The 13,834-nt window shown below is 43.7% G+C and carries 9 protein-coding genes; all 9 read left to right on the forward strand.

Annotated elements, in window-relative coordinates; translation table 11 throughout:
- Positions 1-323 precede the first annotated feature (323 nt).
- The 9 genes from ACTXGL_RS04165 to ACTXGL_RS04205 all read left to right on the forward strand — a co-directional run bounded on the left by ACTXGL_RS04165 (position 324) and on the right by ACTXGL_RS04205 (position 13,818).
- Positions 324-3,209 (forward strand): 2-oxoglutarate dehydrogenase E1 component, encoded by a 2,886-nt coding sequence (locus ACTXGL_RS04165; protein ID WP_443525084.1) that lies wholly within the window; start codon positions 324-326, stop codon positions 3,207-3,209.
- 154 nt (positions 3,210-3,363) lie between these two features.
- A complete protein-coding gene (gene odhB / locus ACTXGL_RS04170; protein WP_443525086.1) occupies positions 3,364-4,596 on the forward strand; it encodes a 2-oxoglutarate dehydrogenase complex dihydrolipoyllysine-residue succinyltransferase in 1,233 nt (410 codons plus the stop codon).
- 259 nt (positions 4,597-4,855) lie between these two features.
- The gene (gene lpdA / locus ACTXGL_RS04175) at positions 4,856-6,310 is read left to right on the forward strand and encodes a dihydrolipoyl dehydrogenase (protein WP_443525088.1); all 1,455 of its coding nucleotides are present in this window, start codon (positions 4,856-4,858) and stop codon (positions 6,308-6,310) included.
- A gap of 152 nt (positions 6,311-6,462) precedes the next feature.
- Positions 6,463-7,629, forward strand: a complete 1,167-nt coding sequence (gene sucC / locus ACTXGL_RS04180; protein ID WP_201579290.1) for an ADP-forming succinate--CoA ligase subunit beta — start codon at positions 6,463-6,465, stop codon at positions 7,627-7,629.
- A gap of 122 nt (positions 7,630-7,751) precedes the next feature.
- Entirely contained in the window at positions 7,752-8,627 is an 876-nt protein-coding gene (gene sucD / locus ACTXGL_RS04185; protein ID WP_298808923.1) for a succinate--CoA ligase subunit alpha, read from the forward strand.
- 77 nt (positions 8,628-8,704) lie between these two features.
- Positions 8,705-9,778: a UDP-glucose 4-epimerase GalE gene (gene galE / locus ACTXGL_RS04190; protein WP_443525091.1), complete on the forward strand. Its 1,074-nt coding sequence runs from the start codon at positions 8,705-8,707 to the stop codon at positions 9,776-9,778.
- 70 nt (positions 9,779-9,848) lie between these two features.
- Complete coding sequence (locus tag ACTXGL_RS04195) at positions 9,849-10,721, forward strand: UTP--glucose-1-phosphate uridylyltransferase (RefSeq protein ID WP_443525092.1); 873 nt, start codon at positions 9,849-9,851, stop codon at positions 10,719-10,721.
- A gap of 3 nt (positions 10,722-10,724) precedes the next feature.
- The gene (gene pgi, locus ACTXGL_RS04200; protein ID WP_443525094.1) at positions 10,725-12,395 is read left to right on the forward strand and encodes a glucose-6-phosphate isomerase; all 1,671 of its coding nucleotides are present in this window, start codon (positions 10,725-10,727) and stop codon (positions 12,393-12,395) included.
- 64 nt (positions 12,396-12,459) lie between these two features.
- Positions 12,460-13,818: a UDP-glucose/GDP-mannose dehydrogenase family protein gene (locus ACTXGL_RS04205; RefSeq protein ID WP_443525096.1), complete on the forward strand. Its 1,359-nt coding sequence runs from the start codon at positions 12,460-12,462 to the stop codon at positions 13,816-13,818.
- The last annotated feature ends 16 nt before the right edge of the window (positions 13,819-13,834 follow it).

The raw sequence follows: 13,834 nt of genomic DNA on the forward strand, positions 1-13,834 counted from the left end.
ATAACTTACCAATCGGTTATAGCTACAAGAAGTATATATAAATTAATGTTGTGAAACGAGTCAGTTAACAAAACTGAGCGTTCACAAATAATTTTATTTTTAATATAGGTATTGCAATAAGACTTGTTATCACTATTTAGCATCCCTTGCTTCTTTAGACAATGACGGCAATATTCTATAGTGACGGCAATACTTAGGGATAGAAGTGTTTTATCAAATAGTATTTAACGGGATATGACAAATTGTCTATATGCCTAGCATCTAGCGATTGACACCATAATAAGCACGACTCCATTCATTTATCTATCAAATAGACGATTATTATGAATAGTATAACTAAAGAAAAAGCGGACCAAGGACATACTGAACTGGCCGCTGATAATGCCAGCTATATAGAAGCTCTTTACGAGCAGTACCTAACAGACCCTGATAGTGTTGACACAGATTGGCAAGCGTACTTTGAACAGTACAAATCGTCAGACGATGCCAAGCATAACGCGATTAAGGACCAATTTTTATTACTTGCTCGCAATCAGACCGCGAATAAAGTAAGTGATGAAAACACTGACCAAAGCAGTGGTACCTCAAATAACTGTACTGATCCAAAGCAAATGGGTGTGCAGCAATTAATCTCCGCATATCGTCGCCGTGGCCATCGCCGTGCCAAACTTGATCCTTTAGATTTGCATCCACGTGCCGAAGTAGAAGATCTAACGCTTGCTTATCATAATTTATCAGAAGCAGATCTTGATACTGTATTCCCAACCAATGATTTAGTAATCGGTAAAAATGAAGCGCCATTGCGTGAAATTATCGAAATCATGGAGCGTGTGTACTGCCGTCATATTGGTATCGAGTACATGCACGTCACCACCAGCACAGAAAAGCGCTGGATGGAAGAATACTTAGAAACCAACTTGGGCTATATCCAATTTGATAAAGAAAAGCGCTTATCTATTCTTGAGCGCCTGACTGCTGCCGAAGGTTTAGAAAAGTACTTAGCACGTAAATATACGGGCGTTAAACGTTTCGGTCTAGAGGGCGGTGAAAGCTTCATTCCTGCTATCAATGAAATTATTCAACGTGCTGGTGGCTATGGCACAAAAGAGATGGTCATTGGTATGGCTCACCGTGGACGCCTTAACCTACTAGTCAATATCCTAGGTAAAAATCCTGCGGATCTGTTTGACGAATTTGATGGCAAAGTACAACCAGAAAAAGGCTCAGGTGACGTTAAATACCACAATGGTTTTTCATCAAATGTGATGACGCCAGGTGGTGAGGCGCATTTGGCACTAGCGTTTAACCCATCTCATCTTGAAATCGTTGCACCAGTATTACAAGGCTCAGTACGTGCCCGCCAAGTGCGCCGTAATGATCAGCCGTCATTAGACAATACTGGTGGTAATTCAGTATTGCCGATCGTTATCCATGGCGACGCGGCTTTTGCTGGTCAAGGTGTGGTTCAAGAAACCTTCCAAATGTCACAGACCCGTGCTTATACCACTGGTGGTACTGTACATATTGTCATCAATAACCAAGTTGGTTTTACCACCAGCCGTCAAGAAGATGTTCGTTCAACCGAATACTGTACTGACGTCGCTAAGATGGTACATGCGCCCATCTTGCACGTGAATGGTGACGATCCTGAATCAGTCGTATTTGCAGCTCAGTTGGCATTAGATTATCGTCATCAGTTTGATAAAGACATCATCATTGATCTTTTTTGCTATCGCCGTAACGGACATAATGAAGCAGATGAGCCTTCAGCTACGCAGCCATTGATGTATGCAGTTATTAAAAAATTGCCTACAACGCGTACCATCTATGCACAGAAGCTTATCGCTGATGGGCTTTTAAATAGCGAAGAAGAAAAGCAATACGAAGACGACTATCGTGAATCTTTAGACCGTGGTGATTATGTTGCCAGCTCACTAGTAAAAGAACCTAACGAGCAGTTATTTGTAGACTGGAAGCCTTATTTAGGTCACGAATTGGTTGACGACTGGGACACTAGTGTCGATATCGAAAAGCTAAAAGCTTATGGACGCCGTATGGCTGAAATGCCAGAGGGCTACAAGCTACAACGCCAAGTTCAAAAAGTAGTTGAGCAGCGTCTAGCGATGCAGACTGGTGAAGAGCCTCTCAACTGGGGTGCAGCTGAGACATTGGCTTATGCATCATTGGTCGATAACGATGATGTATTGGTACGCATTACGGGCGAAGATGTAGGACGTGGTACGTTCTCGCATCGTCACAGTGAAATCTATAATGTCAATGACGGCAGCATGTATGTGCCACTCGCTCACATGAGTAAAACGCAAGCACGCTTTGCCACCTATAACTCATTGCTATCAGAGGAAGCAGTATTAGCCTTTGAATATGGTTATGCTACGACAGTACCAAATGCATTGATTGTTTGGGAAGCGCAGTTTGGTGACTTCGTGAACGGTGCGCAGGTCGTTATTGATCAGTTCATCTCAAGTGGCGAGACCAAGTGGCAGCGTGTTTGTGGTTTGACCATGTTATTGCCACATGGTTTTGAAGGTCAAGGTCCAGAGCATTCTTCTGCGCGTCTTGAGCGCTTCTTACAGCTATGTGCTGAAGACAATATGCAAGTTATTACGCCAACGACTCCTGCACAGATTTATCACGCCTTGCGTCGTCAAGCAGTACGCCCGATTCGTAAGCCTTTGATCGTTATGTCACCAAAGAGTTTGTTACGTCATAAGCTGGCAACGTCTAATCTAGAAGAGCTTGCCAATGGTAAGTTTGAAACCGTAATTTCAGAGATGGACGACCACAACGCAGACAAAGTTACTCGCATGGTGCTATGTGGCGGTAAGGTCTATTACGATCTACTAGAGCAGCGCCGCGCATTGGGTCTTGATCATGTTGCTATCGTACGTATTGAACAACTTTATCCATTACCAGAGCAACGTTTGGTTGCTGAGATTGAAAAATACAGCAATCTAGCTGAGATTGTATGGACGCAAGAAGAACCACTGAACCAAGGCGCTTGGTACTATCTGGCCCCGCATATGTTCCGTATTGTTGTACCACATCCAACTAAGGCAAAAGTCATGGAGCCGGTGGCACGTCCTCCTAGTGCAGCACCTGCAACAGGTTCGCCAAAACTGCATGCTCAGCAGCAGCAAGCATTGATTGCTGGCGGTCTTGGTATAAGTGTCGATGAGCTATCTAAGTAACAGGTTATCTAATCGAAAGACTATAGCAGATAAATGAATCAGGCGATGACAGTTAGTATTTTTTAATACAATCTAAGCGTTACTTTTAACGAATACTGACTGCCTATCACGACTTAATAATAAGTATGAATATCCACATCTAAGGAGTATATCGATGGCTGACATCAAAGCCCCCGTTTTTCCAGAATCGGTTGCCGATGGCACAATCGTTGAATGGCATGTCACTGAAGGTCAACAAGTTAATCGTGATGACCTACTAGCTGAGATCGAGACTGACAAAGTAGTACTAGAAGTTGTTGCACCTGATGATGGTGTAGTAACTAAAATCGTCAAGCAAGTTGATGACACAGTATTGTCTGATGAGTTGATTGCACAGTTCGAAGCCGGTGCAAGTGCAGGCGAAGCACCAGCTGCAGAGACAACAGAGCAGCCAGCTGCATCAGAAAAGCAAGCTGCAGACGGCGGTGAGCCAGTACAAGCGACTGACAAAAAAGACGAAGCAGATCACAAAGATCAAAGCCCAGCAGTCCGTAAAGCAGCAAAAGAGTCTGGCGTTGATCCTAAAGAAGTTGAAGGTAGTGGTCGCGGCGGTCGTGTCACCAAAACGGACATGGCAAATCCAACGCTAAAATCAGACAGCAGCATCAAATCTGATAGTGGCCGTCCCGTTGCTGAGTCAATGGGCGAACGTACAGAAAAACGCGTTCCAATGACTCGTCTGCGCAAGCGTGTTGCAGAGCGTCTATTGTCAGCATCACAAGACACAGCGATGTTGACGACGTTTAACGAAGTTAACATGAAGCCATTGATGGACATGCGCGCTAAGTACAAAGAAAAATTTGAGAAGCGTCATGGCGTACGTCTAGGCTTTATGTCATTGTTTATCAAAGCCGCAACAGAAGCACTCAAACGCTTCCCAGCAGTAAATGCGTCACTAGATGGCGACGACATTGTTTATCATGGTTTTTATGATATCGGTGTAGCCGTATCATCAGACCGTGGTCTAGTAGTACCAGTATTACGTGACACTGACCGTATGAGCATGGCTGATGTTGAAAGTACCATCCGTGAGTTTGGTAGTAAAGCACAGCAAGGTAAGCTTGGTCTAGAAGATATGACTGGTGGTACTTTTACCATCTCTAACGGCGGTGTGTTCGGTTCATTGATGTCAACGCCTATCTTAAATCCACCACAAACCGCTATCTTGGGTATGCATGCTATCAATGACCGCCCAATGGCTGTTGATGGTAAGGTTGAAATTCTACCGATGATGTACCTAGCGCTATCTTATGACCATCGTATGATTGATGGTAAAGAGGCCGTACAGTTCCTAGTAACTATCAAAGAGTTGGTCGAAGACCCAGCCATGTTGTTACTAGACTTGTAAGCTTCTAAGCTTGTATTGGCAATAGCCGATACAAGCTTTTTCACTTTAGTACAGATTATAGTTTTGCTCAGTCAGCAATCAGTTAATCCGCTGACATATACGAAAATGATTTTAAAAACGGTGACTTACTATCGACTAGAGATAAGTGAGTCTTTCTCACTGATATGGTGTATTAACCATAGAGTGTAGACCGTACTGATTTATCATTAAGATAACAATCTATTTAAATGACACATACAATTAAAAATAGGAACGTACTATGAAAGACAATTATGATTTAGTCGTCATCGGCGGCGGTCCTGGTGGTTACGAAGCGGCTATTCGTGCAGGTCAACTCGGTATGAGCGTTGCCTGTATCGAAAAGCGCGTTTATAAAGGTGAGCCAGCACTTGGTGGCACTTGCTTAAACGTTGGTTGTATCCCATCAAAAGCCTTGCTTGACAGCTCACATCGTTATGAAGCCACTAAGCATGATCTTGACGAGCACGGTATCAGTACTGGTGACGTTGCTATCAATATCGAAAAAATGATAGAACGTAAAGAAGGTATCGTCAAGCAATTGACTGGCGGTGTTGCAGCGTTGCTAAAAGGCAATGGTGTTGACTGGCTACAGGGTTGGGGTACGCTAGTTGATGGTACGGGCACTGACAAAAAAGTCAAATTTACTGCTCTAGAAGACGACAGCGAAACGACGATCACTGCTAAGAACGTTATTCTTGCGGCAGGTTCTGTGCCTATCGAGATTCCTGTTGCCAAAACTGATGGTGACCGTATTGTTGATTCAACTGGCGCACTTGATTTCACTGAAGTACCTAAGCGTCTAGGCGTTATTGGTGCTGGTGTTATCGGTCTTGAGCTTGGTTCAGTATGGCGTCGCCTAGGTGCAGAAGTAGTTGTGTATGAAGCGCTTCCTAGTTTCCTAGCTGCTGCTGACAAAGATATCTCAAAAGAAGCTGGCAAAATGCTGAAGAAGCAAGGTCTTGATATTCGTGTCGATACCAAAGTAACCAACGCTGAAGTTCAAGGTGACCAAGTTGTCGTCACTAGCGAAAACAAAGGCGAGTCGAGCGAGGAAAGCTTTGATAAGCTAATCGTTTGTGTTGGTCGCCGTGCTTATTCTGAAAAACTGCTTGGCGATGACAGCGGTATCACGTTGACTGAACGTGGCCTTATCGATGTCAATGACCAGTGTAAAACCAACCTTGATGGCGTGTATGCTATCGGTGATTTGGTCCGTGGTCCAATGCTTGCGCATAAAGCTATGGAAGAGGGCATGATGGCTGTTGAGCGTATTCATGGCGAAAAACCTCAAGTTAACTATGACACTATCATCAATGTCATTTATACTCACCCAGAAATTGCATGGGTAGGTTTGACTGAGCAAGAAGCTGAAGAAGCTGGCTATGAAGTGAAGACCGGTTCGTTCAACTTAGCTGCTAACGGCCGTGCACTTGCTCAAAGTGAAGCTCAAGGCTCTGTGAAAGTAGTCGCTGATGCGAAAACAGATCGTCTATTAGGTATGCATGCGATCTCTGCTGGTGCTGGTGATATTGTCCATCAAGGTATGATTGCGATGGAATTTGTCTCTAGCATTGAAGATTTGCAGCTAATGACCTTCGCACATCCAACTATTTCAGAAGCAGTGCATGAAGCTGCTCTATCTGCAGACGGCCGTGCTATCCATGCTATCCAGCGCAAAAAACGTAAAAAATAAGTAGTTAATTTAGTTATTGTCGATTTACAACCTGATTGTGGTATCGCTATGTTGGCGATAGCCACGATCATGAGTGCGTTATATGTATGCTTAATATATGTGCGTACTTGATTTCACTTTTTATTAATTGTAAAAAATAAAGGATACAATCAATGAATTTACATGAGTATCAAGCAAAAGAGCTATTAAAAAGCTACGGTTTGCCAATTCAAGAAGGCATCATCGCCCATAACGGCGAAGAAGCTGCTGCAGCTTTTGATAAAACCCCAACTGATATTGCGGTAATTAAAGCGCAAGTACATGCTGGTGGTCGCGGTAAAGCGGGTGGCGTAAAGCTGGTTAAAACTCGTGAAGAAGCGAAGCAAGTTGCTGAAGAGCTGATCGGTACTAACCTAGTAACATTCCAAACTGACGCTGACGGTCAGCCAGTAAACTTCGTATTGGTTGCAGAAGATATGTACCCAGTACAGACTGAGCTATATCTTGGTGCAGTTGTAGATCGTGCAACTCGTCGTGTAACGTTCATGGCATCTACCGAAGGTGGCGTAGATATCGAAGAAGTAGCACACAGCACCCCAGAAAAAATCTTCAAAGTAAACGTTGATCCTTTAGTTGGTTTGATGCCTTTCCAAGCGCGTGACGTTGCGTTCAAACTTGGTCTAGAGGGCAAGCAAATCAACCAGTTCGTTAAATTGATGACTGGCGCTTATAAAGCATTTGTTGAAAATGACTTTGCTCTAATGGAAATCAACCCATTAGCTGTTCGCGAAAACGGCGAAATCGTTTGTGTTGATGGCAAAATCGGTATCGACTCAAACGCACTATATCGTCTGCCTAAAATTGCAGCGCTACAAGACAAGACGCAAGAAAATGAGCGTGAGCTTAAAGCCGCTGAGTTTGACCTAAACTATGTTGCACTAGAAGGTAACATCGGTTGTATGGTTAATGGTGCTGGTCTTGCAATGGCGACCATGGATATCATCAAGTTGTATGGCGGCAAGCCTGCTAACTTCTTGGACGTTGGCGGTGGCGCAACCAAAGATCGCGTTGTTGAAGCGTTCAAAATCATTCTAGAAGACAGCAGTGTTGAAGGCGTTCTAATCAACATCTTTGGCGGTATCGTACGTTGTGACATGATTGCAGAAGCTATCATCGCTGCTATCAAAGAAGTTGATGTACAAGTACCTGTGGTCGTGCGTTTAGAAGGTAACAACGCTGAGAAAGGCGCACAAATCCTAGAAGAGTCTGGTCTAAAACTGATTTCAGCTCAAGGTCTATCTGACGCGGCTCAAAAAATTGTCGATGCTGTTAAAGCCTAAGTCTTTAAGCATAGTAGTCAAATCGTAATAGTGGTTTTTATAACAAAGATTGGTTATCAATATCTGATAATAAGAGTTATAAAGACCACTGTTGCAAGACAACCGAATACAAGGAAAATATAATGAGTGTATTAATCGATAAAGATACCAAAGTATTGGTACAGGGTTTTACTGGTAAAAATGGTACGTTCCATTCTGAGCAAGCCATCGAATATGGTACTAAAGTTGTTGGTGGTGTGACTCCAGGTAAAGGCGGTCAAACGCACCTAGGCTTACCAGTATTTAACACTATGAGCGAAGCGATGGAAGCGACTCAAGCTGACGCTTCTGTCATCTATGTACCAGCACCATTTGTACTAGACTCTATCGTTGAAGCAATCGATGCTGGCGTTAAGTTGATCGTTGTGATCACTGAAGGCGTACCGACTATCGACATGCTAAAAGCAAAACGCTATCTTGAAGAAGCGGGCGACGTACGTTTGGTTGGTCCTAACTGCCCAGGCGTTATCACTCCAGGCCAGTGCAAAATCGGCATCATGCCAGGCCATATCCATCAGCCAGGTAAAGTGGGTATCATCTCACGCTCTGGTACGTTAACTTATGAAGCGGTTGCTCAAACAACTAAGCTCGGTTTTGGTCAGTCAACCTGTATCGGTATCGGTGGTGATCCTATCCCTGGTATGAACCAGATTGATGCATTGAAACTATTCGAAGCTGATCCACAAACTGAAGCGATTATCCTAATCGGTGAGATTGGTGGTACTGCTGAAGAAGAAGCTGCTGCTTACATCAAAGACCATGTAACCAAGCCAGTTGTTGGTTATATCGCTGGTGTTACCGCTCCAGAAGGCAAGCGCATGGGTCATGCTGGCGCTATCATTTCTGGTGGTCAAGGTACTGCTGAAGAGAAATTCAAAGCGTTTGAAGATGCTGGTATCGCGTATACGCGTGACCCATCTAAGCTTGGTGACAAGCTAAAAGAAGTTACTGGTTGGTAAGATAGGCAAAAGCCTACTAACTACCAAAACTTTGTTGAAATGTTGAGAGGGCACCCCTACAATGGGGTGTCTTTTTTATGTCTGAAAACTTTATGAAAAACAAAATATTAGTCACTGGCGGTGCTGGATATATCGGTTCGCACACTTGTATAGCTTTACATGAAGCCGGTTATGATATTGTCGTGTACGATAACTTATCTAATAGTAGCCGTGAAGCAATTAACCGTGTCTCTACTCTTATTGGAGAGACGATTGAGTTTGTCGAAGGTGATATTCGAGATAATGAGTTGCTTAGAGAAGTTTTTGCTTTGCATGAGTTCTTTGGGGTGATTCACTTCGCTGGGTTAAAAGCCGTTGGCGAATCAGTCGTCAAACCATTGTTGTACTATAATAACAATGTTAGCGGTACCATTACTTTGCTAGAGGTTATGTCAGAGTATAATGTGAAAAACTTAGTTTTCTCATCGTCTGCAACTGTATATGGCGACCCCGATACCTTACCTATCGAGGAGAGCTCGAAACGTTCCTGTGCCAATCCATACGGACAAAGTAAGCTTGCTGTAGAGTACATACTAGAAGACCTAGCGGTATCAGATGACAGTTGGAATCTTATTTCTTTAAGGTATTTTAATCCTGTAGGTGCACACGCATCAGGGCAGATCGGTGAAGATCCAAATGATATTCCAAACAACCTCATGCCTTATGTTTCTCAAGTTGCTATCGGTAAGCTTGAAAAGCTAAGTATTTTTGGTAATGATTACTCCACTATTGATGGGACTGGTGTCAGGGACTTCATACATGTGACTGACTTGGCTCAAGGTCATGTAGCAGCGCTTGACTATTTAGAGCAGCAAACTAGTTCAGAAATCTATTCAAATACAGCCAGTCCAATTGGGTTTTTACCTATCAATTTAGGAACTGGCAAAGGTACTTCTGTATTAGAGCTAATATCCACATTCTCTGACGTGTCTGGACAAGCTATTCCTTACCAGTTTGCGTCTCGACGTGCAGGCGATATTGCCAGTTGCTATGCCAGTTCGGAGAAAGCGAAGAATTTATTAGGTTGGCAAGCAGAACTATCAATTGCCGATATGTGTAAAGATACATGGCACTGGCAGAGTATGAATCCAAACGGATATACTATGTCTTAAGATTTATTAAATCCTATTACTTATTTAATATTCTTCTCTAAACTCATCTTTTTAATATAGCTAAAAAACTATGAATAAAATAACGCATGCTGTTATTCCCGTCGCAGGCTTTGGTACTCGTATGTTGCCATTGTCTAAATCTGTACCTAAAGAGTTGTTACCTTTGGGTAATCGTCCAGCTATTCATTACGTGGTAGAAGAGGCCATCGCTGCAGGTATTAAGCATATCGTCTTGGTCGGTCATGCACAAAAAAGCGCAATTGAAAACTACTTTGATGTCAATGCTGAGCTTGATAATCAACTGCGCCATAAAGGTAAAGATGAGCTGGCTGACAGCTTGAACTGGCTACCAGAAGACGTCACAGTATCGATGATACGTCAAGGTAAAGCTTTGGGCTTAGGACATGCGGTATTGGCAGCGCGTCCAATCATCGGTGAGCATGATTTTGCGGTATTGCTTCCAGACGTTGTGCTTGATCCGTTTACTAATGACATGTCGGCTGATAATTTGGCTTTTATGATCGATGCATTTGCTAAAGATGGTCATTCACAGATATTGGTTGATCAAGTGGCAGATGAGGATGTGCATAAATATGGTATCGCTAAACTGAGTAATAATAGTAAAGTGAACGACCACGTAGATGTTAATACTAGCTTTAAAGTTGCAGGTTTTGTGGAAAAGCCAAGCTTAGCAGAAGCGCCTTCGAAACTGGCGGTTGTAGGCCGTTATATTTTTAGTAATCATATTTTTGACTATCTGGCCGATACCAAAGCTTCAGTCGGTGGTGAAATTCAACTAACGGATGCGATTGATGCTTTGATTAGTAAGTACGGCGTGCATGTCACCACTATGCGCGGTGATAGTTATGACGCAGGTGATATGCGCTCATATATGCAGGCTTTTATCTACTTTGCCGAGCAGCAACTAGCGGACGATAAATAATCAATGGAAGAGATAAAAGGCAACAAAAAACATAAGCGTGCTCGTGGCTCTGAGCATTGGGAGCACTTACAATCGCTTGCATCGCGCTCATGGTCGCTGGCAGATTTATTTGCGCAAGATGGTAGCCGTACGACACGCTTTAGTACCCAAGCGGGTGCATTGTATATGGACTATAGCAAACAGTGCATAGATGAGCAGGTAGTAGACAGTCTGTTACAGCTAGCAGGCAGCTGTGAGTTGTCCTCTCGAATTGATGCGCTTATGCAAGGTGCGATGGTCAATAACAGTGAAGAACGTGCGGCGTTACATACGGCCTTGCGTCTACCTGAGACGGCAAAGCTACAAGCAGGTGAGCAAAATATTGTTGCTGATGTACATCACAGCCTAGGGCAGGTGGCGAGACTATCCGAGCGTGTTCGTAGCGGAACGTGGCGTGGGTTCTCAGGAAAAGCCATCACCGATGTTGTTAATATTGGAGTCGGTGGTTCCGACCTTGGACCACTGATGGCAACTACTGCGCTTGATGAGTGGGCAGATACTAGTATCGAGGTACATTTCGTCTCCAATATGGATGGTACTCAGCTCGATAATTTGCTCAAGCACTTAAATCCTGAAACCACTTTATTTATTATTTCCTCTAAATCTTTTGGCACCGTTGATACTTTGTCAAATGCTAAGACAGCGTTATCTTGGTTGCTTGCTACAGCGAAACTGCGTGCCGGTACAGAAGATAGTGTGCTACGCCGGCATTTTATAGGTATCTCGGCCAATAGTACAAAGATGGATACATGGGGGATTCACCCTGAGCACCAGTTAGAGCTTTGGGATTGGGTAGGCGGGCGCTTTTCTCTATGGTCGGCGATTGGGCTTGCCATTGCTATCCGTATTGGCATGGCTGGGTTCAGAGCGCTGTTAAGCGGTGCACATAGTATGGATGAGCACTTTGCACAAGCTGATTTTTCGGACAACCTACCAGTATTGTTAGGATTACTAGCAGTATGGAACAGTACGTTTTTGAAAGTAAGTGCCCATACGGTATTGCCTTATGATGGCAGGCTAGGTTATTTACCGAGCTATCTTACCCAGCTTGAGATGGAAAGCAATGGTAAGTCGGTCACTCAGTACGGCGATCATATTGACTATGATACTTGTCCGATTCTGTGGGGAGAAATTGGTTCAAACGCCCAGCATGCCTTTTATCAACTCCTACATCAAGGCACGCAGCAAGTCTCTTGTGATTTTATCGCTTGCGTACGTCGCTATAGTGATCAAGCGCAAAATACTTCATTACAGCAGCAGCATGAACTGTCTTTAGCCAATTGTCTGGCGCAAAGTCGGGTACTGGCTTTTGGTAATGCTGCCGTGACAGAACTGGTCGATCAAACAACAGTATCTCGTGTAGATAAATACAAGTACTACCGTGGTAATCAACCATCAACCACATTACTTATTGATGAGCTGACACCGCATAGTTTAGGGGCGCTGATCGCGCTCTACGAACACAAAGTCTATGTGATGGCCAGTATTTGGGATATCAACCCGTTTGACCAGTGGGGCGTTGAGATGGGTAAACAAATGGCAGAGTCTGTCCATGATGCCATGCAAGAAGAGTCTCAAGGTCAATTTGATACGTCTACTGACCAATTATTACAACATATTAAAAAGTTGTCCTAATAACGGTTATGGGTCAACAATACAGGAAAGTACGCTCATGGAGACTGCCACAAATGACAGTTATATGCCTAAATATAAAAACATATCTGGAACCAAGCAAATGAGTGAGCCTGCAGTCAGTGTGCTCATTGGTCACAGTATAGAAGCGATTACCAGTGCGGTCGTGCTGGCAAGTCTTGGTCAGCGTGTGCATCTTTATGCAGATATAGATCTATTGACTGAGCAGATACAACAGTATGGTTTTGAACATCATTTGCAAGCATTGTGGCAGATGTATGAGCAACAGCAAGTCATCATTAGTAAAGCATTGCCAGCCAATGCGGAGACAGTAATAGCACACTATGAGTCTGCAAGTCACAATGAAGTCGATACGCAAAGTCTTGCAGCACTATATTGGTTGTTCCTTGATAGCGCTCAGTCAGTATGGACAGAGGACAGCTGGATTACCGCTTTTAATCAAAGCCATCAGCAGAAGATACCTGTCATCATGAGCGGCATTGAGCAATTGGGCCATATATCGGAGTTAGCTCAGCGTTTGCAGCGTGCATGGGTGTACTACGTGCCCTTTGTATTCTTACAAGATGGAGATGCCTATAGCTCGATGTTGAACCCTTCGCTATGGCTATTGGGTGAAAAAACAGCGAGTAGTAGTCAACAACTACATTTGTTAAAACCTTTGATGCAGCATGCGCGTGCTGCTCATTATGCTGATATCGCAACGATTGAGTTTGCTCGTAGTAGTATCATGGCGATGCTGGCAACACGAGTGAGTTTTATGAATGAAATGTCACGCTTGGCTGATAGTCAGAACGTTGATATCAGTCAGGTCAGTCGTATAATGGGGTTAGATGAGCGTGTAGGCAGCAGCTATCTACAAGCAGGATGGGGATTCGGTGGTAACACCCTACCTACCGAGCTGACCAAGTTGCAGCAGTCGAGCAAAATAAACAGTCTGGATATGCCTTTATTAGATTCTGTCGTACATATTAATACAGATCAAAAAGAATTGATATTTCGTAAGTTTTGGCAATATTTTGATGGGTTTATTGATAATAAAACCGTCATGGTTTGGGGCGGCAGTTACAAGTCAGGTTCAGGACGTACTGCAGGGTCAGCCATTCATCCGCTATTGGCATTGTTATGGTCTTATAATATACGTACGTTGGTGTATGGTGATAAGGCGCAGGCTGAACTTGCCGAACGCTACCAACAGCAGCCATTACTCAAATTGACTACTAACCCTTACGAAGGCTTGGACGATGCCAACGCTATTTTTATTATCAGTTGGTCACCGCGAGATCAGTTGGATATTGCCAACATAAATCAGCAAGCGATGCCTATATTTGATGCACAAAATGCTCTCACTCGAACGCAAATCAATGATTTGGTAGGGGACTATATGGGTATTGGCCGATCCAAATAGCTTGTTTTCATAGTTT

The organism is Psychrobacter sp. T6-6 (genome assembly GCF_052258185.1).
Classification (GTDB): domain Bacteria; phylum Pseudomonadota; class Gammaproteobacteria; order Pseudomonadales; family Moraxellaceae; genus Psychrobacter.

Bases quoted from the DNA above. Each gene is read 5' to 3' on its own strand.
- ACTXGL_RS04165 (WP_443525084.1), top strand. From the start codon at position 324: ATGAATAGTATAACTAAAGAAAAAGCGGACCAAGGACATACTGAACTG.
- odhB (WP_443525086.1), top strand. From the start codon at position 3,364: ATGGCTGACATCAAAGCCCCCGTTTTTCCAGAATCGGTTGCCGATGGC.
- lpdA (WP_443525088.1), top strand. From the start codon at position 4,856: ATGAAAGACAATTATGATTTAGTCGTCATCGGCGGCGGTCCTGGTGGT.
- sucC (WP_201579290.1), top strand. From the start codon at position 6,463: ATGAATTTACATGAGTATCAAGCAAAAGAGCTATTAAAAAGCTACGGT.
- sucD (WP_298808923.1), top strand. From the start codon at position 7,752: ATGAGTGTATTAATCGATAAAGATACCAAAGTATTGGTACAGGGTTTT.
- galE (WP_443525091.1), top strand. From the start codon at position 8,705: ATGTCTGAAAACTTTATGAAAAACAAAATATTAGTCACTGGCGGTGCT.
- ACTXGL_RS04195 (WP_443525092.1), top strand. From the start codon at position 9,849: ATGAATAAAATAACGCATGCTGTTATTCCCGTCGCAGGCTTTGGTACT.
- pgi (WP_443525094.1), top strand. From the start codon at position 10,725: ATGGAAGAGATAAAAGGCAACAAAAAACATAAGCGTGCTCGTGGCTCT.
- ACTXGL_RS04205 (WP_443525096.1), top strand. From the start codon at position 12,460: ATGCCTAAATATAAAAACATATCTGGAACCAAGCAAATGAGTGAGCCT.